This is a genomic window from Blastococcus sp. CT_GayMR16 (genome assembly GCF_004570875.1).
Taxonomy (GTDB): domain Bacteria; phylum Actinomycetota; class Actinomycetes; order Mycobacteriales; family Geodermatophilaceae; genus Blastococcus_B.
The window spans coordinates 22,355-45,992 of the sequence record NZ_SPQK01000005.1 but is presented as its reverse complement, the minus strand read 5'-3'; the positions used below and the strand labels follow the sequence as shown (position 1 = coordinate 45,992).

Annotated in this window: 22 protein-coding genes and 3 tRNA genes; 17 read left to right on the top strand and 8 right to left on the bottom strand. The window is 72.0% G+C overall.

Annotated features, from left to right (window positions below; genetic code table 11):
• Position 1 precedes the first annotated feature (1 nt).
• Positions 2 to 1,024, top strand: a complete 1,023-nt coding sequence (locus E4P38_RS07970; RefSeq protein WP_135131246.1) for a 3-isopropylmalate dehydrogenase — start codon at positions 2 to 4, stop codon at positions 1,022 to 1,024.
• On the opposite strand, the gene E4P38_RS07965 is transcribed toward E4P38_RS07970, so the two are convergent.
• Complete coding sequence (locus E4P38_RS07965; protein WP_135131245.1) at positions 959 to 1,429, bottom strand: hypothetical protein; 471 nt, start codon at positions 1,427 to 1,429, stop codon at positions 959 to 961. The genes E4P38_RS07970 and E4P38_RS07965 overlap by 66 nt on opposite strands.
• A 220-nt stretch (positions 1,430 to 1,649) precedes the next feature.
• On the opposite strand from E4P38_RS07965, the gene cimA reads away from it, so the two are divergent.
• The 3 genes from cimA to E4P38_RS07950 all read left to right on the top strand — a co-directional run bounded on the left by cimA (position 1,650) and on the right by E4P38_RS07950 (position 6,015).
• Positions 1,650 to 3,266 (top strand): citramalate synthase, encoded by a 1,617-nt coding sequence (gene cimA / locus E4P38_RS07960; protein WP_135131244.1) that lies wholly within the window; start codon positions 1,650 to 1,652, stop codon positions 3,264 to 3,266.
• Between the two features lie 148 nt (positions 3,267 to 3,414).
• A complete protein-coding gene (locus tag E4P38_RS07955) occupies positions 3,415 to 4,401 on the top strand; it encodes an ABC transporter substrate-binding protein (protein WP_135131243.1) in 987 nt (328 codons plus the stop codon).
• Between the two features lie 3 nt (positions 4,402 to 4,404).
• The gene (locus E4P38_RS07950; RefSeq protein ID WP_135131242.1) at positions 4,405 to 6,015 is read left to right on the top strand and encodes a thiamine pyrophosphate-dependent enzyme; all 1,611 of its coding nucleotides are present in this window, start codon (positions 4,405 to 4,407) and stop codon (positions 6,013 to 6,015) included.
• A 1-nt stretch (position 6,016) separates the two neighbouring features.
• Here the strand turns inward: E4P38_RS07950 and E4P38_RS07945 are convergent, their stop codons facing one another.
• Positions 6,017 to 6,418 (bottom strand): VOC family protein, encoded by a 402-nt coding sequence (locus tag E4P38_RS07945; protein ID WP_245160880.1) that lies wholly within the window; start codon positions 6,416 to 6,418, stop codon positions 6,017 to 6,019.
• Between the two features lie 18 nt (positions 6,419 to 6,436).
• On the opposite strand from E4P38_RS07945, the gene E4P38_RS07940 reads away from it, so the two are divergent.
• The 10 genes from E4P38_RS07940 (at position 6,437) to E4P38_RS07895 (ending at position 14,634) form a co-directional block, all read left to right on the top strand.
• Positions 6,437 to 7,249 (top strand): fumarylacetoacetate hydrolase family protein, encoded by an 813-nt coding sequence (locus E4P38_RS07940; protein WP_135131241.1) that lies wholly within the window; start codon positions 6,437 to 6,439, stop codon positions 7,247 to 7,249.
• Entirely contained in the window at positions 7,246 to 8,730 is a 1,485-nt protein-coding gene (gene gltX / locus E4P38_RS07935) for a glutamate--tRNA ligase (protein WP_135131240.1), read from the top strand. Before E4P38_RS07940 ends, gltX begins: the two co-directional genes overlap by 4 nt.
• A gap of 152 nt (positions 8,731 to 8,882) precedes the next feature.
• Positions 8,883 to 9,842, top strand: coding sequence for a CPBP family intramembrane glutamic endopeptidase (locus tag E4P38_RS07930; protein ID WP_167760492.1), 960 nt, complete (start codon positions 8,883 to 8,885; stop codon positions 9,840 to 9,842).
• Between the two features lie 78 nt (positions 9,843 to 9,920).
• Positions 9,921 to 9,992: transfer RNA gene (locus E4P38_RS07925), tRNA-Gln, on the top strand.
• Positions 9,993 to 10,053: 61 nt separating this feature from the next.
• Positions 10,054 to 10,126 (top strand) — tRNA-Glu (locus E4P38_RS07920).
• 87 nt (positions 10,127 to 10,213) lie between these two features.
• Positions 10,214 to 10,289 (top strand) — tRNA-Glu (locus E4P38_RS07915).
• Positions 10,290 to 10,381: 92 nt separating this feature from the next.
• Positions 10,382 to 11,467, top strand: coding sequence for a galactose-1-phosphate uridylyltransferase (gene galT, locus E4P38_RS07910; protein WP_135131238.1), 1,086 nt, complete (start codon positions 10,382 to 10,384; stop codon positions 11,465 to 11,467).
• Positions 11,464 to 12,621 (top strand): galactokinase, encoded by a 1,158-nt coding sequence (gene galK, locus E4P38_RS07905; protein ID WP_135131237.1) that lies wholly within the window; start codon positions 11,464 to 11,466, stop codon positions 12,619 to 12,621. Before galT ends, galK begins: the two co-directional genes overlap by 4 nt.
• 23 nt (positions 12,622 to 12,644) lie before the next feature.
• Positions 12,645 to 14,330 (top strand): sodium:solute symporter family protein, encoded by a 1,686-nt coding sequence (locus E4P38_RS07900; RefSeq protein ID WP_135131236.1) that lies wholly within the window; start codon positions 12,645 to 12,647, stop codon positions 14,328 to 14,330.
• Positions 14,331 to 14,346: 16 nt separating this feature from the next.
• Entirely contained in the window at positions 14,347 to 14,634 is a 288-nt protein-coding gene (locus E4P38_RS07895; RefSeq protein WP_135131235.1) for a hypothetical protein, read from the top strand.
• Positions 14,635 to 14,829: 195 nt separating this feature from the next.
• Here E4P38_RS07895 and E4P38_RS07890 read toward each other — a convergent pair whose 3' ends face one another.
• Positions 14,830 to 15,198, bottom strand: coding sequence for a VOC family protein (locus tag E4P38_RS07890; protein ID WP_135131234.1), 369 nt, complete (start codon positions 15,196 to 15,198; stop codon positions 14,830 to 14,832).
• 62 nt (positions 15,199 to 15,260) lie between these two features.
• Here E4P38_RS07890 and E4P38_RS07885 point away from each other — a divergent pair, with 62 nt between their 5' ends.
• A complete protein-coding gene (locus E4P38_RS07885; protein WP_135131233.1) occupies positions 15,261 to 15,719 on the top strand; it encodes a MarR family transcriptional regulator in 459 nt (152 codons plus the stop codon).
• A gap of 209 nt (positions 15,720 to 15,928) precedes the next feature.
• Here E4P38_RS07885 and E4P38_RS07880 read toward each other — a convergent pair whose 3' ends face one another.
• Both E4P38_RS07880 and E4P38_RS07875 read right to left on the bottom strand, forming a co-directional pair.
• A complete protein-coding gene (locus E4P38_RS07880) occupies positions 15,929 to 17,032 on the bottom strand; it encodes a sulfite oxidase (RefSeq protein WP_135131232.1) in 1,104 nt (367 codons plus the stop codon).
• A gap of 40 nt (positions 17,033 to 17,072) precedes the next feature.
• The gene (locus E4P38_RS07875; protein WP_135131231.1) at positions 17,073 to 17,774 is read right to left on the bottom strand and encodes an IclR family transcriptional regulator; all 702 of its coding nucleotides are present in this window, start codon (positions 17,772 to 17,774) and stop codon (positions 17,073 to 17,075) included.
• Positions 17,775 to 17,843: 69 nt separating this feature from the next.
• Between E4P38_RS07875 and leuC the strand changes: the two genes are divergently transcribed.
• Both leuC and leuD read left to right on the top strand, forming a co-directional pair.
• A complete protein-coding gene (gene leuC / locus E4P38_RS07870) occupies positions 17,844 to 19,256 on the top strand; it encodes a 3-isopropylmalate dehydratase large subunit (RefSeq protein ID WP_135131230.1) in 1,413 nt (470 codons plus the stop codon).
• Positions 19,257 to 19,272: 16 nt separating this feature from the next.
• On the top strand, positions 19,273 to 19,887 hold the full coding sequence (leuD, locus tag E4P38_RS07865; RefSeq protein WP_135131229.1) for a 3-isopropylmalate dehydratase small subunit: 615 nt from the start codon (positions 19,273 to 19,275) through the stop codon (positions 19,885 to 19,887).
• Here the strand turns inward: leuD and E4P38_RS07860 are convergent.
• The 3 genes from E4P38_RS07860 to cofC are packed head-to-tail and all read right to left on the bottom strand — an operon-like array spanning position 19,880 to position 23,534.
• Positions 19,880 to 20,809: an NUDIX hydrolase gene (locus E4P38_RS07860; RefSeq protein ID WP_245160878.1), complete on the bottom strand. Its 930-nt coding sequence runs from the start codon at positions 20,807 to 20,809 to the stop codon at positions 19,880 to 19,882. The genes leuD and E4P38_RS07860 overlap by 8 nt on opposite strands.
• Positions 20,793 to 22,865 (bottom strand): RNA degradosome polyphosphate kinase, encoded by a 2,073-nt coding sequence (locus E4P38_RS07855; protein WP_245160877.1) that lies wholly within the window; start codon positions 22,863 to 22,865, stop codon positions 20,793 to 20,795. Before E4P38_RS07855 ends, E4P38_RS07860 begins: the two co-directional genes overlap by 17 nt.
• Positions 22,866 to 22,904: 39 nt before the next feature.
• Complete coding sequence (gene cofC / locus E4P38_RS07850; RefSeq protein WP_245160876.1) at positions 22,905 to 23,534, bottom strand: 2-phospho-L-lactate guanylyltransferase; 630 nt, start codon at positions 23,532 to 23,534, stop codon at positions 22,905 to 22,907.
• Positions 23,535 to 23,638 lie beyond the last annotated feature (104 nt).

Sequence of the window (23,638 nt, the reverse complement as noted above, 5' to 3'; positions counted from 1 at the left end):
CATGCGGCTGGCAGTGATCGCGGGTGACGGAATCGGTCCCGAGGTGGTGGCCGAGGGCCTGAAGGTCCTCCGGGAGGTTGCTCCCGACATCGAGAGCAACCACTACGACCTCGGCGCCACGCGCTGGCAGCACACCGGCGAACTGCTGCCGGACACCGTGATCGAGGAGCTCCGGCAGCACGACGCGATCCTGCTCGGCGCGATCGGCGACCCCGGTGTGCCACCGGGGATCCTGGAGCGCGGGCTGCTGCTCCGGCTGCGGTTCGAGCTGGACCACCACGTCAACCTGCGCCCGGCCAAGCTCTACGACGGCGTGCGCAGTCCGCTGGCCGACCCCGGCGCCATCGACATGCTCTGCATCCGCGAGGGCACCGAGGGGCCCTACGTCGGCAACGGCGGCGTGCTGCGCAAGGACACCCCGCACGAGGTGGCCACCGAGGTCTCGCTCAACACCGCGTTCGGTGTCGAGCGCGTCGTGCGCTACGCGTTCGAGCGGGCCGTCGCCCGGCCGCGCAAGCACCTCACGTTGATCCACAAGACCAACGTGCTCACCCACGCCGGCGGGCTCTGGTCGCGCACCGTCGAGGAGGTGGCGCCGGAGTTCCCCGAGGTCACCGTCGCCTACCAGCACGTCGACGCCGCCTCGATGTTCTTCATCACCGACCCCGGCCGCTACGACGTGATCGTCACCGACAACCTCTTCGGCGACATCGTCACCGACATCGCGGCAGCGGTGACCGGCGGCATCGGGCTGGCCGCCAGCGGCAACCTCGATGTCTCCGGGACGAACCCGAGCATGTTCGAGCCGGTGCACGGGTCGGCCCCCGACATCGCCGGTCAGGGGATCGCCGACCCGACGGCGACCGTGCTCTCCATCGGGCTGCTGCTCGACCATCTCGGACGCACCGACCAGGCGAAGAAGGTCAACGCCGCCGTGGCCTTCGACCTCTCCACGCGCTCACCGCAGGGGCCGGTCCGCACGACCGACGTCGGCGACCGGCTCGCGGCGCTCGCCAGCGGTTGAGAAAGGACCCTCTGCCCCCCGCCGCTCGCAAGCTGGCGACGGGACCCTGCAGAGGGCCGGCGCGGTGAGCTCCTCGGGCGGTGGCCACTCCGGGCGCACCCGGCAACCGCCGGGGGAGACCTCCACGAGGAGGACGGGGCGCCAGTCCCACCCCGGGAGGGGGCTGCCGGCCGGCAGCACACCGCCGGGGAGCTGCGCCGGGAGCCGGCACCACCACCGCCGGTCGAGGTACCTCAGCCCCCGTTCGACGAGGTCGGCCCGGGCCACGTCGGGACCGGTAGGAGGGCCCAGCGGCGACCCGACGAGGGTCATCGGCAGCACGAGGTCCGGCGCGCCGTCGGGCACGAGGTAGCCGACGTGCTCGCCGTCCGCGCGGTGCACCGGGGTCCAGTCGGAGGCGATCACCGGAGTGGGGTACCAGGCCGGGCGAGGCCGCGTCGCCCGAATTCCGCGGACCTCGTGCCGTCACAGCTCCGATGTGCGTGCTTTCATGGACCCGATGCACACCACCGGCACGATCATCATCAGCTAGCGCGCAGTCCCCTCCCCGACTGCGCGCAGACCTCCCGTACCCGGGGGGTCTTTTTCGTGTTCGGGCCGAAGGCCACCGCACCCGGGAGAACCCATGAGCACCGACCCTGTCGACGGAACCGACTTCCACGTCTTCGACACCACCCTGCGCGACGGCGCCCAGCGTGAGGGCGTCAGCTACTCCGTGGCCGACAAGCTCGCCGTCGCCCGGCTGATGGACGAGGTCGGCGTCGGCTTCATCGAGGGCGGGTGGCCGGGCGCGCTGCCGAAGGACACCGAATTCTTCTCGCGGGCACGCACCGAGCTGTCGCTCAAGCACGCCCAGCTGGTCGCGTTCGGGGCGACCCGCAAGGCCGGCGTCCGGGTCGAGGACGACGGGCAGGTGCGGGCACTGCTCGAGGCGGAGACGCCGGTGGTGTGCCTGGTGGCGAAGTCCGACGTCCGGCACGTCCGCGATGCCCTGCGCACGACGCTGGAGGAGAACCTCGCGATGGTGGCCGACACGGTCGCCTTCCTCGTGGGGCACGGCCGCCGGGTCTTCCTCGACTGCGAGCACTTCTTCGACGGCTACTCCCACGACCCCGACTACGGCATCCGCGTGCTGGAGGCGGCGTTCGGTTCGGGGGCCGAGGTCGGCGTCCTCTGCGACACCAACGGCGGCATGCTCCCGACCGGTATCGGCCGCGTGGTCACCGACGTCCGGGCCCGGGTCTCCGGCCGGCTCGGCATCCACTGCCAGGACGACACCGGGTGCGCCGTCGCCAACTCGCTGGCCGCCGTCGAGGCCGGCGTCACCCACGTGCAGGGGACGGCGAACGGTTACGGCGAGCGGGCCGGCAACGCCGACACCTTCTCCCTGATCGGCAACCTGGTCACGAAGATGGGACTGCCCGTGGTGCCGGCGGAGTGCCTGCCGGAGCTGCAGCGGGTCAGCCACGCCATCGCCGAGCTCGCCAACATCGCCCCTGACGACCACCAGCCGTTCGTCGGTGCCTCGGCGTTCGCCCACAAGGCCGGGCTGCATGCCAGCGCGATCAAGGTGAGCCCCGAGCTCTACAACCACCTCGACCCCGCCGTCGTGGGCAACGACATGCGCATCCTGGTCACGGAGATGGCCGGCCGGGCCTCCATCGAGCTGAAGGGCCGCGAGCTCGGCGTCGACCTCGCGGGGCAGGCCGACGCCATCGGCCGGGTGGTCGACCAGGTGAAGGTGCTGGAGGCCGACGGCTGGTCCTTCGAGGCGGCCGACGCGTCGTTCGAGCTGATGCTGCGCGCCCAGCTGCCGGGCGCACCCGCGCCCCTGTTCGAGCTGGAGAGCTACAAGACCTCCGTCGAGCACTGGGGCAACGGGGTCGTGGTCAGCGAGGCGACGGTGAAGGTGCACATCTTCGACGAGCACGGCCGAAGCGAGCGGATCATCACCACCGCCGAGGGGAACGGGCCCGTCAACGCTCTGGACAACGCGCTGCGCCAGGCGCTGGTCAGCCGCCACCCGCACCTCGCCCAGGTCTCCCTCGCCGACTACAAGGTGCGCATCCTCGGCTGGAAGGGCGGCACGAGCGCGACGACGCGGGTGCTCATCAGCTCGACCGACGGGGTGGGGGAGTGGACCACCGTGGGGGTGCACGACAACATCGTGGAGGCCTCGTGGCACGCGCTGGTGGACGCGCTGACCTACGCCGTCCTGCACCGCCCGGCGGTCTCCGGCTGAGCCTTGGTCACGGTCTCGTCACGTCCCGGAAGGCCCGTTTGACGTGACTTGGAGCACGCCTTAGGTTCATTGGGTGAACATGTGTTCGCAATGCGAACACGACACTCGATCACCGATGACCGGGCGTTCGCTCGGCAAAGGAGCCCTCATGCGTCGTCTGCTCGCCACCACCGCCGCCCTGGCGCTGGCCACCACCCTCGCCGCCTGCGGTGGCGACAGTTCCGATGACTCCTCGAGCGGTGGCAGCGGAGGCGGCGGTTCCGAGGAGGTCCGCTCGATCCGCGTCGGCGTGATCCCCATCGTCGACGTCGCCCCGATCTACCTCGGGGTCGAGCAGGGCTTCTTCGAGGACCGCAACATCGACGTCGAGCTGGTCCCCGGCTCCGGCGGCGCGGCAGCCGTCCCCGGTGTCGTGTCCGGGGACTACGACTTCTCCTTCGGCAACGTGACCTCGGTGCTGCTCGCGGGCTCGCAGGGCCTGCCGCTGCGCATCGTGGCCAACGGTGTCTCCTCCACGGGTGACCCGGCGACCGACTTCTCCGGCGTCGTCGTGCCGGGGGACAGCCCGATCCAGTCGGCCGCCGACCTGGTGGGCCAGACGGTCGCGGTGAACAACCTCAAGAACATCGGTGAGGTCACCATCCGGAAGGCGATCGAGGACGCCGGTGGCGACCCGTCGGACGTCGAGTTCGTCGAGCTCCCGTTCCCCGAGATGCCCGCTGCGGTGGCCGGCGGCAATGTCGACGCCGCGTGGGTGGTCGAGCCGTTCCTGACCGTCTCGAAGGGTCAGGGTGCTCGCTCCGTGCTCGCCCCGTTCGCCGAGCCGATCGAGAACCTGACGGTGGCCTGCTACTTCACCACCGAGCAGATGCTGCAGGAGGACCCCGACCTGGTGGACGACTTCCAGGCCGCCATGCAGGAGTCCCTGGCCTACGCCCAGGCGAACCCGGACGAGGTCCGGCGCATCATCCTGACCTACACCCAGGTCCCGCCCGCGGCGGCCGAGGCGATCGCGCTCCCCTCGTTCCCCGAGGAGATCAACGTGGAGTCGGTGGAGACCGTGGCCGAGCTGATGCAGGACTTCGGGATCACCGAGGAGCAGGCCGACGTCGACGCGCTGATGGCGACCGACTGACCCGTGGCTGATCCGACGACGGTCCGGGACGTCACCTTCGACGTCTTCCGCCGGCTGGGGCTGACGACGATCTTCGCCAACCCCGGCTCCACGGAGGTGCCCTTCCTCACCGGGCTGCCGGACGACATCCGGTTCGTCCTGGCCCTGCACGAGGGCTCCGTCGTCGGGATCGCCACCGGCTGGGCGATCGCCAACGAGCGCCCGGCCCTGGTGAACCTGCACACAACGGCCGGCCTCGGCAACGCCGTCGGGGCACTGGCCACCGCCCGGGTCAACCGGGCACCCCTGGTGGTCCTGGTGGGCCAGCAGGACCGTCGGCACCTGGCCCTCGAGCCGTTCCTCACGGGGCGCCTCGAGGGCCTGGCCGGCGACTACCCGGTCTGGGTCAACCAGCCGGTCACGGCCCAGGACGTTCCCGGCGCCATCGCCCGCGCGTACCAGGAGGCCATCACCGGGCGCGGACCGGCGATCGTGATCGTCCCGATGGACGACTGGGCGCAGCCGATGACGGCCACCGGCCCGGTCGCGGCCCCGGCGCAGGTGCGCCGACGCCCCGGTGTCGACGCGGCCACCCTCGCCGAGGTGGCCGGCCTGCTGGACGGCGCGCGGTCCCCGCTGCTCGTCGTCGGTGCCGGGGCCGACACCACCGGCACGCGGGCCGCGCTGGTCGCGCTGTCCGAGCGGCTCGACGCCCCGGTCCGCCAGGAGGCCTTCGGCGCGCGCGCCGGCTTCCCCCAGGACCACCCCAACTACCAGGGGCTGCTGCCCGCGGCCCGCGGCCGGCTCCGCGGGGCGCTCGAGGGCCACGACGTCGTCCTGGTCGTCGGCGCCCCGGTCTTCCGGCAGTACCCGTACGAGCCGGGCCCGTTCGTCGCCGACGGCGTGCGGATCGTGGAGATCAGCCAGGACCCGGCTGAAGTGCACCGCAGCCCGGCGGACCTCGCGGTGCTGACCGATCCCGAGGGCTTCTGCGCCGCGCTGGCCGAGCGGGTCACCCCCCGCGAGCCCTCCGGCAGCGCGCCCCGCGTGGTGCCGACCGTGCCGCCGCCCGGTCCCGGCGAGCCGATGCGCGCGCCGCACGTGTTCGCGCTGCTGGCCGAGCGCACCGACCGCGACACCGTGATCGTCGAGGAGACGCCCTCGACCCGGCAGGTGCTCGAGGAGATGGTGCCCGCGCGCGAGGCGCTGGGATACCTCGGCGTCGCCATGGGCGGCCTCGGGTTCGGCATGCCCGCCTCGATCGGCGTCCGGATGGCACGGCCCGACCGCCCGGTCATCGCGATCCTCGGCGACGGGTCGTCCATGTACGCCGTCCAGTCGCTGTGGACGGCGGCGAACTACGGCGTCGGCACCCTGTTTCTCGTGTTCGCCAACGGCGGCTACGCGATCATGGACAAGCTGGCGGAGCGGGCCGGCGGCAAGGCGCCCTGGCCGAGCTTCCCGGAGGTCCGGCTGTCGGCGCTGGCCACGGCCCTGGGCTGCCCGGCGCGGCGGATCAGCAGCTACGAGGAACTGCTCGAGGTGCTCGACGACGTCCTGCCCCGGCTGCGCGACATGGACGCCCCACTGCTCCTCGACATCGACGTGGCGCCGGAGCGCGAGTTCAACCCCTGAGTCAGGGCTCGAGCCGCCGGCGGAGGAGGCAGAACTCGTTGCCCTCGGGATCGGCCAGCACGTGCCAGCTCTCGTTCCCGGTCTGTCCGACGTCGGCAGGCGTCGCCCCGAGACCGAGGAGGCGTTCCAGCTCGGCGTCCTGGTCGCGGTCGGTGGGGTTGACGTCGATGTGGAGGCGGAGCTTGCCGGGTGTCGGGTCGTCGACCGGGCCGAAGACCAGCGTCGGGGCCGGACCGCCGAAGCCCGCCTCAGGACCGATCTCCACCGCTCCCTCCTCGCGGGAGAGCACCCGGTAGTCCAGGACGGCGGCCCAGAACGCGGCCAGGGCCTCGGGGTCGCGGCAGTCGACGACGAGCTCGGAGAAGCGGCAGGCCATGACGGGCAGGGTAGGCAGGAAACGCACCCGACTAACCTCGTGGACGTGCGCATCGTCCGTTTCGCCTCACCTCAGGGCATGTCCTTCGGCGTTCTCGACGGGGACGGCCAGGTGGCCCAGATCGAGGGCCATCCCTTCGGCCGCATCTCCTTCACGGGGGGCCGTTACGCGCAGGCCGACGTCCGGCTCCTCTCGCCGATCCTGCCGAGCAAGGTGGTCTGCGTCGGCAAGAACTACGCGGCGCACATCGCCGAGATGAACACCGGCGACGCCCCGAAGGAGCCCCTGCTCTTCCTCAAGCCGTCCACCTCGGTGATCGGCCCGGGCGACGCGATCCGCATCCCGCCGGGCAGCACCAACGTCCATCACGAGGCGGAGCTCGCCGTGGTCATCGGCGCCCGCGGGGCCCGTCACGTCACGCCGGAGCAGGCGACGGTGAGCATCTTCGGCTACACGATCGGCAACGACGTCACCGAGCGGGACATGCAGAAGAGCGACGGGCAGTGGACCCGCGCCAAGGGCTTCGACTCCTTCTGCCCGATCGGGCCGTGGATCGAGACCGACCTCCCCGGCCTCGGTCTCGACGCGGCCGACCTCGAGGTCACCTGCACAGTCGACGGCGAGCCCCGCCAGCAGGGCCGCACCAGCCAGCTGATCTTCGACGTCCCTACCCTGATCTCCTACATCTCGCAGGTCATGACCCTGCTCCCCGGCGACGTCGTGCTGACCGGCACGCCATCGGGCGTCGGGCCCATCCGGCCCGGCCAGCGGGTCGACGTGACGATCGAGGGACTCGGCACGCTGAGCAACACCGTCACCGCCGCCGAGGCCGTGTCCACCGCCGGCGGCGCGCGATGAGCGATGTCCGCACCCGCTTCTGCCCGTCCCCGACCGGGATGGTGCACGTCGGCCTGATGCGGACGGCCCTGTTCAACTGGGCGCACGCACGGCACACGGGTGGCGCCCTCGTCTTCCGGATCGAGGACACCGACGCCTCCCGCGACTCCGAGGAGTCCTACCGGCACCTGCTCGACTGCATGCGCTGGCTCGGGCTGGACTGGGACGAGGGCCCCGAGGTCGGGGGCCCGCACGGCCCGTACCGGCAGTCGGAGCGCTCCGAGATCTACCGCGAGGTGGCCGCCAAGCTGCTCGCCACGGGGCACGCCTACGAGTCGTTCTCGACCAACGACGAGGTCGACGCGCGCCGGCTCGCCGCCGGCCAGGATCCCAAGCTCGGCTACGACAACCACGACCGGTTCCTCACCGACGGGCAGAAGGCCGCCTTCCGGGCCGAGGGCCGGCAGCCGGTGCTGCGGCTGACGATGCCCGACGAGGACATCGTGTGGACCGACCTCGTCCGTGGCGAGATCCGCTTCGCCGCCGGGTCCGTCCCCGACTTCGTGCTCGTCCGGGGCAACGGCGCGCCGCTGTACCCCTTCGTCAACCCCGTGGACGACGCCCTGATGGGCATCACCGACGTCCTGCGTGGCGAGGACCTGCTGCCCTCGACGCCGCGGCAGCTCGCCCTGTACGCGGCGCTGACCGACATCGGCGTCGCCTCCGGCACCCCGCGGTTCGGCCACCTGCCCTACGTCACCGGCGAGGGCACCAAGAAGCTCTCCAAGCGAGACCCGCAGGCGAACTTCGACATCTACCGCGAGCGGGGCTTCCTGCCCGAGGGGCTCGGGAACTACCTGGCGCTGCTCGGCTGGTCGATCGCCGAGGACCGGGACATCTTCTCGTTGGCGGAGATGGTCGAGGCGTTCGACGTCACGCGGGTGAGCGCCAACCCCGCGCGCTTCGACCTGAAGAAGGCCGAGGCGATCAACGCCACCCACCTGCGGGCCCTGCCGCTCGAGGACTTCATCACCCGGGTACTCCCGTTCCTCGCCGCCGCCGGGCTGGTCGGCGAACCCCCGACCGCCGAGCAGCGGCGGATCCTCGAGGCCATCGCCCCGCTGGCCCAGGAGCGGATGATCGTGCTGTCCGACGCCGTTGGCCTGCTCCGCTTCCTGTTCGTCGACGAGGTCGAGGTCGAGGAGGCCGCCGCGGCCAAGAACCTGCGGCCCGAGGACGCCGAGATCCTCGACGCGGCGACCGCGGTCCTGCGGGAGCTGCCCGAGTGGTCGACGCCCGCGATCGAGGAGGCGCTCAAGGCCGCCCTGGTCGAGGGGCTCGGCCGCAAGCCCCGCCAGGCGTTCGGCCCGGTGCGCGTGGCCGTCAGCGGCCGCACGGTCTCCCCGCCGCTCTACGAGTCGATGGAGCTGCTCGGCCGTGAGCGCACCCTGGACCGCCTGGCCGCCGCCCGGGCGCTGACCGAGCGGCCGACCGCCGGATGACCTGGCCCGGGGCGGGCGACGAGCCGTACTGGGGACCGCCCCCGACCCGCCGGCCGGAACCGTGGGAACGCGGGCCGGCGTACGGGTGGACGGCTCCGGGGCCGGTGCTGTGGTGGCAGCCCGCGCCGCCGCCGCCTCCACCTCTGCCTGCTGTGCACTGGGCACCGCCGCCCGGCACGCCGCCGCACGACGTCCCGCAGCCCTATCTGCTCGCCATGCGGTCACGGGACTGGTCGTGGTGGCGGCCCCTGCTCGGTCTGCTGCTCCTCGGCGTCGTCTACGTGGTGGCCGCGACCGTCGTCGTCGTCCTCACCCTGGCCACCGGGGTCGGCCCCGACTACGCGCAGCTCGACCTGGTCGACCCGTGGACGCTGCTGTTCACCAACCTCTCGCTGATCGTCGCCATCCCGGTGGTGTGGCTGGCCTGGATCACCGCCCACTCCATGAGCCGGAGCTGGTCCTCCTCGGTGCTGGCCCGCCTGCGCTGGCGGCTGCTGCTGCCGTACTCGCTGATCGCCCTGGTCACCCTCGGTGCCGGGATCGGGCTGTCGGTCCTGGGCGGGTTCCTCCTCGGCGAGGAGAAGGTCACCGGGCCGGTCGCCTCGTTCGGCTGGCTGCTGCTGGTGGTCCTGCTCACCACGCCGCTGCAGTCGGCCGCGGAGGAGTACCTGTTCCGCGGGTACCTGAGCCAGGCGATCGCCGCATGGGTACGGCGCCCCGCCGTCGGTGCGGTGGTCGCCGGCGTCGTCACCGCCGCCCTGTTCTCCGCCGCGCACCTGCCCCCGGACGTGCCCACCTTCCTCGACCGGTTCGCGTTCGGCCTGGCGGCCTCGGCGGTGGTCTGGCTGACCGGCGGGCTGGAGGCGGCGATCGTCCTGCACGCGGCCAACAACGTGATCGTGTTCATCCTCGCCGGGGCGCTGGGGGAGGGGGTCGCCACCGAGCAGGTCCCGGACGGCACCGGGCTGCTGTTCCTGCTCGTGAGCCTTGCGACCATGGGCGCCTACGTCGTGCTGGTGGGCAGGTCGCGGCGGCGGTCGTGCCCCGAGACGCACACTGCGGCCGTGAACCTGCGGACGCCGGGGACCCCGTATCCGGTCGCCGCGGGCTGACCCGCCTGCCCGGGGTGGGTGCTCGCCGCCGTCGGCCCGTCGGGTATCGTCTTCTGCGGCGCCGCGAGGTGCCACCCATGGGGTATGGGGTAATTGGCAGCCCGACGGTTTCTGGTTCCGTTAGTCTAGGTTCGAGTCCTGGTACCCCAGCGAGGCAGCATCGGTCCTGAGATGCACGCCTCCGCAGCTGAGTTTCCCGGCTGCGCAGCACGGCCCCGTCGTCTAGCGGCCCAGGACGCCGCCCTCTCACGGCGGTAGCGAGGGTTCGAATCCCTTCGGGGCTACAGCAGTCGAGAGCCCCCGGCCACCGGCCGGGGGCTCTCGCCGTTCCGGCCGGGCGCCGTGGCAGAATCTTCTCCGGAGCACAGCTCGGCCCCGTCGTCTAGCGGCCCAGGACGCCGCCCTCTCACGGCGGTAGCGAGGGTTCGAATCCCTTCGGGGCTACCACGCACGAGAGCCCCCGGCGCCCACGGGCCGGGGGCTCTCGCCGTTCCGGCACCGAGTGGCCCGATGATCACTGCTGGCGATAGCGTCTCGCCGTGATCCGGACGAGTCGCCGCTTGGCAGACGGCCGGGAGATCCTGTACTTCGACCGCGAGCCGGTGGCGCGCGACGCGACGGATCCACGAGACCTCCCTCCGGTCGCCACGCACTCGCAGCTGCGCTGGGACGCGCTGCTGGGGGAGTGGGTGGCCATCGCCTCGCACCGGCAGTCGCGCACCTTCCTGCCGCCGGCCGACGAGTGCCCGCTGGACCCGTCCCGCCCCGGGCGCCCCACCGAGATCCCCGAGAGCTCCTACGAGGTGGTGGTCTTCGAGAACCGCTTCCCGTCCCTGGCGACGGGAGTCGAGCGGGACGTGCCTCCGTCGGCGCCGGGTGACCCGGTGGCCGAGCTCCGCCCCGGATTCGGCCGGTGCGAGGTCGTCTGCTTCACCGACGAGCACGACCGCGTCTTCGCCGACCTCGGACCCGACCGCGCGCGCCTGGTCGTCGACGTGTGGGCGGACCGCACGGAGGCCCTCGGCGCCATCGACGGCGTCGAGTACGTCTATCCGTTCGAGAACCACGGGGAGGAGATCGGGGTCACGCTGTCCCACCCCCATGGCCAGATCTACGCCTATCCCTACCTCCCGTCGCGGGTGGAGAAGATCCTGGCGTCCGCCCGGCGGCACCGCGAGCGGACCGGGCGGGACCTGTTCGCAGACGTCGTCGCGGCCGAACGGTCCGGTCCGCGCGTCGTCGGCAGCAACGAGCACTGGACGGCCTTCGTGCCGGCCGCCGCCCGCTGGCCCTACGAGGTGCAGCTGTTCCCCGTGCGGAAGGTGCCCGGCCTGCCGGCGCTGAGCGAGGAGGAGCGCGACGCCTTCGTCGACGTGTACCTCGACGTGCTCGCCCGCTTCGCGCGCCGGTTCGACCGTCCGATGCCCTACATCGCCTCCTGGAACCAGGCGCCGGTCCGCGAGGGCCGGGAGGACTGGTGGCTGCACCTGCAGCTGTTCTCGCTGCTGCGGGCGCCCGGGAAGATGAAGTACCTCGCCGGCTCGGAGTCCGGGATGGGGGCGTTCATCACCGACACCAACCCGGAGGACGTCGCCGAGCAGCTGCGAAGCGTGGTCGTGGCGTGACCGCGGCCGAACGCGTGGCGCACGAGTTCAGCGACCTGTTCGGCACGGAGCCCGAGGGCGTGTGGGCCGCCCCGGGCCGGGTGAACGTGATCGGTGAGCACACCGACTACAACGGCGGGTACGTGCTGCCCGTGGCGCTGCCGCACACCACGCGGGCCGCGGTGGCCCGGCGGAACGACGGGCTGGTCGCGCTCGGCTCCATGCAGCACCCGGAGAAGGCGGTCGAGATCGCCCTCGCCGAGCTGAGGCCCGGTCACCCCGAGGGCTGGGCGGGATACCCGGCGGGTGTCGTGGTGGGTCTGCGCGACCGCCTGGCCGGGGGAGTGAGCATCCTCGTCGACACCGACGTCCCGGTGGGGGCGGGCCTCTCGTCGTCGGCCGCGCTCACCTGCTCGGTGGCGCTGGCCCTCGGTGACCTCGCCGCCCCCGAGCTGCGCCGGCAGGACCTGGTGGAGCTGGCCCGGGGGGCGGAGAACGACTTCGTCGGCGCCCCCACGGGCATCCTCGACCAGTCGGCGTCGCTGCTGTGCACCGCCGAGCACGCCCTGTTCCTGGACACCCGCGAGCGCACCAGCGAGCAGGTGCCCTTCGCGCTGGCCGCGGTGGGACTGGCCCTCCTGGTGATCGACTCGGGGACCACCCACGACCACGCCGAGGGCGGCTACGGCGACCGCCGTCGCGAGTGCGAGGCGGCGGCCGACCGGCTGGGCGTCGCGCTGCTGCGCGAGGTGGACGACGTCGCCGGTCTCGCCGTCCTCGCCGACGGCACCCCGGAGGGGGACGTGCTGCTGCGCCGGGCGCGGCACGTCGTCACCGAGGACGCCCGCGTCCTGGAGGTGGTCGCCGCGCTGCGCGAGGACGCCGACCCGCGCGCGATCGGGCCGGTCCTCACCGCCGGCCATGCGTCCCTCCGCGACGACTTCGACGTCTCGATCCCGCTGCTGGACGCCTGCGTGGAGGCGGCCCTCGCGGCCGGCGCGCACGGCGCCCGGATGGTCGGTGGCGGGTTCGGCGGCAGCGCCATCGCGCTGGTCGAGGCCGACGCCGTCGACGCGGTCACCGCCGCGGTCGCCACCCGCTTCGAGCGCGAGGGACACCCCGCGCCCCGCATCTTCGTCACCGTCCCGTCCGCCGGGGCGCGACGGCTGGCCTGACCGACTCCGAGAAGAGGATCCCGATGGACGACGCACTGCAGCTGGACGCGAACTTCGTCGACTACGCGCTCGTCGCTGCGTACTTCGGCGTCGTCCTGGGAATCGGGTTCGCCGCCCGACGGCGGGTCTCCGACAGCCTCGACTTCTTCCTGTCCGGCCGGTCGCTGCCGGCCTGGGTGACCGGCCTGGCGTTCATCTCCGCCAACCTGGGCGCGGTCGAGATCGTCGGCATGTCGGCCAACGGGGCCCAGTTCGGCATGGCGACCATGCACTACTTCTGGATCGGCGCGGTGCCGGCGATGCTCTTCCTGGGCATCGTGATGATGCCCTTCTACTACGGGTCGAAGGTCCGCAGCGTCCCGGAGTTCATGCGCCGGCGGTTCGGCACCGGGGCGCACCTGGTCAACGCCATCAGCTTCGCCGTCGCGCAGATCCTGATCGCCGGCATCAACCTCTACCTGCTGGCGCACATCGTCGAGCTGCTGCTGGGGTGGCCGCTCTGGGTCTCGCTGATCATCGCGGCGATCGTGGTGCTCAGCTACATCACCCTGGGCGGACTGTCGGCCGCCATCTACAACGAGGTCCTGCAGTTCTTCGTCATCGTCGCCGCGCTCGTGCCGCTGACCCTCATCGGCCTGCACCGGGTGGGCGGCGTCGGCGGGCTGATCGACAAGGTCACCGAAGCGGGCAACGAGGACATGCTGTCGTCCTGGCCCGCCACGAACCTGACGGGTTTCGAGAGCCCGTTCTGGTCGGTCGTCGGCATCGTCTTCGGTCTGGGGTTCGTCCTGTCCTTCGGCTACTGGACGACGAACTTCGTCGAGGTGCAGCGGGCCATGGCCACGCACTCCATCTCGGCCGCCCGCGCGACACCGATCATCGGGTCCTTCCCGAAGATGTTCGTGCCGTTCATCGTGGTCATCCCCGGCATCATCGCCACGGTCCTCGTGCCGGAGGTCGTCGAGGCCAAGGCGTCGGGGAACCCGGACTTCGACTACAACAACTCGATCCTGTACCTGGTCAGCGACGTCCTGCCCAATGGCCTGCTCGGCGTCGCGCTGGCCGGGCTCCTGGCGGCGTTCATGGCCGGCATGGCGGCCAACATCTCCGCCTTCAACACCGTCTTCAGCTACGACCTGTGGCAGCAGTACGTGAAGAAGGACCGGCCCGACGACTACTACCTGAAGGTGGGTCGATGGGCGACGGTCGGCGCCACGGTCATCGCCATCGGCACGGCGCTGATCGCCTCGGGCTACACCAACCTGATGGACTACCTGCAGACGCTGTTCGGGTTCTTCAACGCGCCGCTGTTCGCCACGTTCATCCTCGGCATGTTCTGGAAGCGGATGACGCCGACCGCCGGTTGGACGGGCCTGGTCTCGGGCACGCTCGCCGCCGTCACCGTCGCGCTGCTGAGCGAGGACGCGTTCGGTGCGACGTCCCTCGGGGTCATCCCGCTCGGGGGCCAGGGCGCCAGCTTTGTGGCGGCCGGTGCCGCATTCGTCGTCGACATCGTCGTCAGCGTGATCGTCACCCAGGTGACCCAGCCCAAGCCGGCCTCGGAGCTTGCCGGGCTGGTCTACTCGGAGACGCCGAAGGAGCAGCGCACCGACCCGGAGGCGCACCTGCTGCCGTGGTACCGGTCGCCGACGAAGCTGGCCGGCATCTCGCTGGTCATGGTCATCATCCTGAACGTCATCTTCCGCTGAGCCAGGAGGCACTTCGATGAGCACATCGACCGGAGGTACCGAGACCGGGACGAAGCACGCGGCCGGCGCGTTCGACGTCCGCAACGTCATCGCGGCCCTGATCGGCTTCTACGGCGTCGTCCTGGTCGTCGTCGGCCTGGTCGACAACGGCGAGGCCGCCCTGGAGAAGACCGACGGCTTCAACGCCAACCTCTGGGTCGGCCTCGCCATGATCGTCTTCGCGGCGGCCTTCGCCCTGTGGTCGCGGCTGCGGCCGATCGTCGTCGAGACGAAGCCCGAGCAGGCACCCGAGGAGACGCGCTGACCCGGCCGGGGACGGGGGCTGGGCCGAGGGCTACTGGCACGGCTGAGCCGAGTGCGGCGGTGAGCCGCTGGTGCTGGCGGCGCCAGCCGACGGGTCACCGTGTCCCGCGGCGCTCCTTCGCAGCCGCACCGCCGACACCACTGGTCGGGCTCGACGACCCGACCGGCCCCGCACCCACGACTGCGATGAGCCCCATCAGGCGCGGTCGTGGAGGGTGATCTGGTAGCCGTCGGGGTCGGCGAAGGTGAATGTCCGACCGAACGGGCCGTCGATCGGTGCGGAGACGATGGTGTGACCGTCGGCGACGAGAGCATCGTGAGTGGCCTGGACGTCTGTGGCGTGGAGCCAGATCGCGGCACCGATGCCGGGCTGGGCAACTGAGGCGAGATCGGTGCCGGGAACGAGGTCGCGAAGTGCGAACGCGATCGGCTTCGTCTCGAAGACGACGGCGTGCGGAGGTCCGGCCTGCGAGCGGACGAGGCCGAGGTACTGCTCGTAGAACGCCTGCGAAGCGTCGAGGTCGCGCGCTTGGAGCGAGATGAAGTCGGGGCCGGTGGCGGGCATGATGATGCTCCTTCTTTTGTGTCAGGTTTCTGACACGGGCCAATGTATGTCAGAATACTGACATGAGTCAAGACGGTGCCGGCGTCGACCTGGAGACGTCACTGGGCTACCTGCTGAAAGAGGCCTCGAGCGCCCTCCGCGCAGCCATGGAGGAGGTGCTGCGGCCGCTCGGGATGAGCGTGACGCACTACTCCTGCCTCGAACTGCTGGCTCAACGACCGGGCTTGTCGAACTCCGAGCTCGCGCGCGGCGCGTTCGTGACACGGCAGTCGATGAACGTGCTGCTCCAGGCCCTCGAACGAGAGGGCTACGTGACCAGGCCTGCGGAGGCACCCGTCGGGAAGGTTCTGCCCGCGCGGCTCACGCCTCGCGGCCGACGGAGCCTCGCGAAGGCGACCGTGGCGGTCCGGTCCGTCGAGGTCAGAATGCTGGTCGGCATGACCGAGACCGAGCAGTCAGGCGCGTTCCGGATCCTGCAGCGGATGATCCATTCCCTGCGCGGTGGCAACGATGGTGCATAGCTCGTTCCCGGCGCACGTCTCGTCGTGCCCAGGGATCGTCGTGCCCAGGGAATAGTGCAGCCGCGTGAAATCCGCGCGGGCGACCTCGAAAACGACAGATCCCGACTGCACCCTCTGGTGCCTCGGGCCGGCAAGAGAGCCGTGCGCACCGTGACCGTCACGCCGACGGTTCTCCGGGACACTCGCGGATCGTAGGGCCGGACGGGGCCCTACTCCTGGACGGTGACGGGCACGCGCTGGACCAGGTTGTTCGCCAGCCCCTGGCGGTTCCACTCGGCTTCGACCGGCTGGCGGCCCACCTCGTCGGTCGCCCGGGTGAGCAGTTGGTAGCGGCCGGGCCGGGCGTCCCACCCGAAGCGCCAGCTCCGCCAGGCGAACGGGGCGGCCGGATCGGCCGGCGCCAGCTCGGCGAGACCCCGGGAGTTCCCGCCGTCGGTGCTGACCTCCACCTGGGTGACGGGCGCCCGGCCGGACCAGGCCCGGCCCGACAGGGTGACCGGCCCGGACCGGAGGTAGCGCTCCCGGGTCATGAAGTCCGGCCAACCGGGCGGGGCGAGCAGCGACCGCGGCCGGATGCGCGTCACCGGTTCGCCGTCCTCGTCGGAGTCGACCTTCAGCCGGTACGCGGTGGCGTTCTGGAACCCCGTGAACGGCTCGGTCGCGACGTCGACCCGGGTCAGCCACTTCACCTGCGCCATCCCGTACCAGCCGGGGACGACGAGGCGCAGGGGAGCGCCGTGCTGCGGCGGCAGCGGCGCGCCGTTCATCGCCCACACCAGCAGCGTCTCCGGCCGCATCGCCTCGGCGAGGGGGAGACCTCGTGCGTAGTCCTGCTCGACGCCGCGCTCCACGCCGTGGTCGGCGCCGGTGAAGACGACGTCGACGGTCTCGGAGGACAGACCGGCCTCTTCCAGGAGCGGGGCGAGCGGCGTGCCCGTCCACTCGGCGGTGCCCACCGCCTCCAGCAGCCAGGGCTGGCTGACCGGGCGCGGCTCGAGGCGGGCCCGCCCGTTGCCGGCGCACTCGAGCAGCACCCGGGAGGTGACGCTCGGCCGGCTCTGGAGCTCTCCGAGCGAGAGGCTCAGGGGTCGCTCGACGGCGCCGCCGATCTCCAGCCGCCACGACGTGGGCTCGACCGCGGGGATGTCGTAGTGGGTCAGGACGTAGTGCAGCCCCGGCGGGGTCACGTCGTAGCGGAGCGCCTCCAGCGGCATGCCGTGGTTGCGGGCGGCGAGGGCGAGCTCGTCGAGTCCGACACCTTCCCCGGGCTCGGCGATCCGGGCCATGCCCCGGTAGTTGTCGGTGGCAGTCATGGGGCGTGTGTACGCCGGCGGCCCGGCACGGGGAAGGGGCTCAGCGCGCGGCGCGGGAGATCGCGGCGGCCGCGTCGAGGACGGCGCCGATGATCTCCGGGCCGGGGCGGCGGCCCAGCCGCTCCACCGGACCGGAGATCGACACCGCACCGAGGACGGCGCCGGAGATGTCGCGCACGGGAGCCGAGAGCGAGGCCACGCCGGGTTCGCGCTCGGCGACGCTGTGCGCCCAGCCGCGGCGGCGGACCTCGAGCAGGGTGCGGGCGGTGAAGCTGGCCGACGGCAGCAGGCGCGTGACCTCGTCGGCGGGGGTGAAGGCGAGCAGCGCGTGCGCTGCGGACCCGGCCGTCATGGGCAGCCGGGCGCCGACCGGCACGGTGTCGCGCAGCCCGCTCGTGCGCTCTGCCGCGGCGATGCAGACGCGCGTGGCGCCGTCGCGCACGTAGAACTGGGCGCTCTCCCCGCTGACGTCGCGCAGCACCACCAGGTGCCGGGCGGCGAGATCGGCCAGGTCGGCCCCCTCGCGCCCGAGCTCGCCGAGCGCCGGCCCCGGCGCCCACGCGCCCTCGGCGGTGCGCCGGACCAGCCGGTGCCCCTCGAGCGCCACGGCGAGCCGGTGCGCGGTGGCCCGGGGCAGGCCCGTGCGGCTGACCAGCTCGGCGAGCGTGGCCGGCTCGTCGGCGACGGCGCGGAGAATCGACACCGCTTTGTCCAACACGGCAACGGGGTTAGGCTGTCCCACACAGCAATACTCGCATCTCACACTATGAGATTTCAACTGCGCGAGATTTGCCGGCTGAGGGGAAGAACAGTGCCGAAGACCCTGGCGGAGAAGGTCTACGACGCCCACGTGGTGCGCAGCGCCGACGGCGAGCCCGACCTGCTCTACATCGACCTGCACCTCGTGCACGAGGTCACGAGCCCGCAGGCGTTCGACGGCCTCCGGGCCGCGGGCCGCACGGTCCGCCGTCCCGACCTCACCATGGCGACCGAGGACCACAACGTCCCGACCCTCGACATCCTCAGCCCCATCGCCGACCCGGTCAGCCGTGCGCAGATCGAGGCGCTGCGGAAGAACACGCGAGAGTTCGGCATCCGGCTCGCCCCGATGGGCGACCGCGACCAGGGCATCGTGCACGTCATCGGTCCGCAGCTCGGGCTGACCCAGCCGGGCATGACGATCGTCTGCGGTGACAGCCACACCTCCACCCACGGGGCGTTCGGCGCGCTCGCGTTCGGCATCGGCACCAGCGAGGTCGAGCACGTGCTGGCCACCCAGACCCTGCCGCAGTACCGGCCGAAGCAGATGGCCGTGACCGTCGACGGCGAGCTGCCGCCCGGCGTCTCGGCGAAGGACGTCATCCTGGCCGTCATCGCCCGGATCGGCACCGGCGGCGGCCAGGGCCACGTCATCGAGTACCGCGGCAGCGCCATCGAGAAGCTGTCGATGGAGGCGCGGATGACGATCTGCAACATGTCGATCGAGGCCGGCGCCAAGGCGGGCCTGATCGCCCCCGACCAGACCACGTTCGACTTCCTGCAGGGCCGCCCGCACGCCCCGCAGGGGGCGGACTGGGACGCCGCCGTCGCGTACTGGACGACGCTGCAGACCGACGAGGACGCCGTCTTCGACCGCGAGGTGCACATCGACGCGTCCTTGCTGACGCCGTACGTCACCTGGGGCACGAACCCCGGACAGGGGCTGCCACTCACCGGCAGCGTCCCCGACCCGGCCGACTTCGCCGACGAGGACGAGCGCCGCGACGTCGAGCAGGCGCTGGCCTACATGGGCCTGACCGCGGGCACCCCGCTGCGCGAGATCAAGGTCGACACCGTCTTCGTCGGCTCCTGCACCAACGGCCGGATCGAGGACCTCCGGGTCGCCGCCGAGCTGCTGCGCGGAAAGCACATCGACCCCGACACCCGGATGCTCGTCGTGCCGGGCTCGGTGGGGGTGAAGGCGCAGGCCGAGGCCGAGGGCCTGGACCGCGTGTTCCTGGACGCGGGTGCGGAGTGGCGCGGCGCCGGCTGCTCGATGTGCCTGGGCATGAACCCCGACCAGCTCAAGCCGGGGGAGCGCTCGGCGTCCACCAGCAACCGCAACTTCCAGGGCCGTCAGGGCAAGGGCGGCCGCACCCACCTGGTGTCGCCGTCCGTGGCCGCCGCGACCGCACTCACCGGCAAGCTCACCGCCCCCGCCGACCTGACGACTGTCGAAGTCTGACCCTGGAGTTCTGAATATGGACGCGTTCATCACCCACACCGGCACCGCCGCCCCGCTGCGGCGGTCGAACGTCGACACCGACCAGATCATCCCCGCGGAGTACCTCAAGCGGATCACCCGCTCGGGCTTCGAGGACGGCCTGTTCAAGGCCTGGCGGACGAACGAGCCCGACTTCGTCCTGAACCAGCCCCAGTGTGCCGGCGCCTCGATCCTCGTGGCCGGACCGGACTTCGGCACCGGCTCCTCGCGCGAGCACGCGTGCTGGGCGCTGTTGGACGGCGGCTTCCGCGTCGTCATCAGCTCCCGGTTCGCCGACATCTTCCGCAACAACTCGACCAAGTCGGGGCTGCTCACGGTGCTGTTGCCGCAGCCGGAGGTCGAGGCGCTCTGGGCCGCGGTCGAGGCCGAGCCCGCACTGCCCGTGACCGTCGACCTGCAGGCCCAGCAGGTCACCTACTCCCCCGGGGGCGGACAGGGCGTGACCGTGCCGTTCCGGACCGACGAGTACACCCGCTGGCGACTGCTGGAGGGACTCGACGACGTCGGGCTGACCGAGCGGAACCTGCCCGACATCGAGGCGTTCGAGGCGCGCCGGCCGTCGTTCCTCCCGAAGGCGCTTCCCGTCATCTGAGTGCCGGCGCCTCCGGGTCGGGGTCGAAGTTGCGGTAGTAGTCCGCGCTCAGCGCACCGGCCCGGCCGCCCAGTACCCAGACGCTGCCCTTGGCCGACGGCGGGTAGAGCCGGTCGCCCTCGGCGCGCACGCCGAGGGCCATGAGCACCGACGGGATCGCCCCGCCCTGGCTGCAGACGACGACCACGCCCGGGTCCGTCCGAGGCGTCAGCAGCCGCTCGATCGCGACCATCCCGGCCTGGGGGTCGGCCGAGAACTCCTCCTCCCCGAGCTCGGGAAGGGCGGCCACCGGGATCCCGAGGCCCTCGGCGAGCGGGGCGACGGTCTGCTCGCACCGGGTCCGCCGGGCCGAGAGCACCGCCGTCGGGCCGAAGACCGGCAGGGCCTCGGCCAGCCGCTGGGCCTGCGCCCGGCCCCGCTGGTCGAGCGGCCGCAGGTCGTCGGGACCGTCCCAGTCCGAGCGGTTCCCGGCCCGGCCGTGCCGGACCAGGAGCAGCGTGGGCGTGCGGGGGACGTCGGTCCGCGCCAGGTCCGTCAGCACGTCCCGGTCCTGCTGGTGCGAGCAGAGCTCCCCGGCCACGGAGATCGGCAGCCAGCGCAGCTCGTCGACCTCGTCGTTGGGCTCGAAGTCTCCGCCGACTGCCTGCATCAGCCAGTAGTCGACGCGCTTGGTGCCCTCGGGGACGGCGTAGCAGGTCTGCACGCTGCGCCGCCCGGCGTCGACCTCGAGCCCCGTCTCCTCGACGACCTCGCGCACCGCCGCGGCGAGCGCGTGCTCACCCGCGTCGAGCTTGCCCTTGGGCAGCGACCAGTCGTCGTAGCGGGGGCGGTGCACCACCGCGACCTCCGTGCCGCCGTCCGGGGCGTGCCGCCACACCGCGCCGCCGGCCGCCGCGACGATCCGGTCAGGCGGTGAGCTCACCGACACGCTCCAGCATCGCGGCCTGGAAGTCCTGCCCGTCCTGATGGGTCCAGGCCCCGTCGCTGCCCAGCTCCCAGCAGCGGACGTCCGGGTCCAGGGCGGCCTCGAGGATCCGGTGCAGCTCGGCGCGGGCGGACTCGTCGCAGACCCGGAGCAGGACCTCGACCCGGCGGTCGAGGTTGCGGTGCATCAGGTCGGCACTCCCGATCCAGAACTCCCGGTCCCCGTCGTTGACGAACGACATCACCCGCGAGTGCTCCAAGAATCGGCCGACGATCGACCGCACCCGGATGTTCTCCGACATCCCGGGCACCCCCGGGCGCAGCGCGCAGATGCCGCGGATCAGCAGGTCGATCGGGACGCCCGCGCCCGATGCCTCGTAGAGGGCGTCGGTGATGCGCTCGTCGACCAGCGAGTTCAGTTTGAACCGGATGCCCGAGGGCTTGCCCTCGCCCGCGTGCCGGGCCTCGCGGCGGATCTTCTCGATCAGCCCCGCGCGGACGCCGTGCGGCGCCACCATGAGGGTCCGGTAGTTCGTCTGCCGGGAGTAGCCGGTGAGGGTGTTGAACAGGTCGGTGAGATCGGCCCCCACCCGCGGGTCGGCGGTGAGGATGCCGAGGTCCTCGTAGAGCCGGGCGGTCTTCGGGTTGTAGTTGCCCGTGCCGATGTGGCAGTAGCGGCGCAGCACCCCGTGCTCCCGCCGGACCACGAGCGCGGTCTTGCAGTGGGTCTTGAGGCCGACCAGTCCGTAGACGACGTGGCACCCGGCGCGCTCCAGCGAGCGGGCCCAGGTGATGTTGGCCTCCTCGTCGAACCGCGCCTTGATCTCCACCAGGACGACGACCTGCTTGCCGGCCTCGGCTGCCTCGATCAGCGCGGTGACGATGGGGGAGTCGCCCGAGGTGCGGTAGAGCGTCTGCTTGATCGCCAGCACGTTCGGGTCGGCGGCAGCCTGCTCGATGAACCGCTGCACGCTGGTGGCGAACGAGTGGTACGGGTGGTGGAGCAGCACGTCGCCCTCGCGCAGGGTCGCGAAGACGCTCTTGGGCGTCTCGCCGTCCGACAGGCGCGGGTGGGTCGCCGGCACGAACGGCTCGTCCTTGAGCTCGGGCCGGTCGAGGGCGTAGAGGGCCCAGAGTGCGGACAGGTCCAGCAGGCCGGGGACCTGGAGGACGTCGTGCGGCTTCATCTCCATCTCCGACAGCAGGACCTCGAGGATCTGCGGGTCCATCGTCTCGGTCACCTCGAGCCGGACGGCGGGACCGAACCGGCGCCGGGCGAGCTCGCGCTCCAAGGCCTGCAGCAGGTCCTCGTCGCGGTCCTCCTCCACCTCCAGGTCGGCGTTGCGGGTGACCCGGAACAGGTGGTGGGACACGACGTCGAGACCGGGGAAGAGCGCCGGCAGGTGTGCGGCGATGAGGTCCTCGAGCGGGAGGAAGGTCGCCGTCTCCGCGACCGGACCCACCTGCACGAACCGCGGCACGTTGTTCGGGACCTTCACACGGGCGAAGTGGGCGACACCCGAGTCGGGGTCGCGGACGCTCACTGCGAGGTTCAGCGACAGGCCGCTGATGTAGGGGAAGGGGTGCGCCGGGTCGACCGCCAGGGGCGTCAGCACCGGGAACACCTGGTCGCGGAAGTACTCGCGCAGCCGCCGGGCGTCGTCGTCGGCCAGGTCCTCCCAGTGCACGATCCGGATGCCGGCGTCCTCGAGCCGCGGGGTGATGTCCTTGATGAACACCTCTGCCTGCCGCTGGACGAGGTCCTGGGTCCGCTGGGTGACGAGCTCGAGCTGCTCGCGGATGGTCAGGCCGTCGGGTGACCGGACCGTGAGACCGGTCGTCTGGCGGCGCTTCAGGCCCGCGATGCGCACCATGTAGAACTCGTCGAGGTTGCTCGCGAAGATCGCCAGGAACTTCACCCGCTCCAGCAGCGGCAGGGTGTCGTCCTCGGCGAGCTCCAGGACCCGCGCGTTGAAGTCGAGCCAGGACAGCTCCCGGTTCAGGAACCGGTCGGCCGGCAGCGGAGTGGTCCGGGTCGGGCTCTCGGTGGGCACGGGCTCATCGTGCCGCACCGAGGTGAACGGTGCGGCACCTCAGGTGCCGGCCGGCCGGAGCCGGCGGATCCACTCGGTCGTCCGGGGCCCCGCCCCGAGGAGGAGCGCCGCGTCGAGATCGGCATCGGTGTCGACGTCGCGGACCAGACCGGGCCACGAACCGGTGAGCGCCCTGGCGCCGCTGGTCCGGTGGGCCTGGGCGGAGCCGGGACCGAACCCCGGGTCCAGTGGGACGCCGACGGCCGTGAGCAGCGTCGTCCCCGTGCCCTGTGCGTCGGCGACGAAGGCGCGGAGGAACGCGGTCGCCGCCTCCAGTGCGGCGGCGAGCTCCTCGGGGCGCAGCGCGGCGAGGTCGGAGGAGAGCGCCGCGACGGCGGGCCCGGCGGCGCTGCGCGCGCCGTGCTCCAGGGCGGGGTTCAGCCCCCGGTCGGGCTCGTCGGTGACCGTGCGGGCGCCGAGCCCGTGCACCACGTCGGTCGCGGCGGGGTCGTCGGTCACCACGACCACCTCGGCGACGGCGGGACAGGCGACCGCCGCGGCGACCGTGTCGGCCAGCAGGGCGAGCACCAGTTCCCCATGCGCGGGCCCGAGGGCGTGGGTGAGCGGCCGCAGGCGGGTCTTCGCGACAGCCAGGCGTTTGGCCGGGACGACGACCGACCAGCTCTGCACCCACCCATGTGAGCACACAGGCCGGTCGGCCCGAACGGGTGGCGTCACCCCCCGGTGCGCGCCAGGCCGACGCGAGGGGTCGATCATGGGCAGGATCACACCAG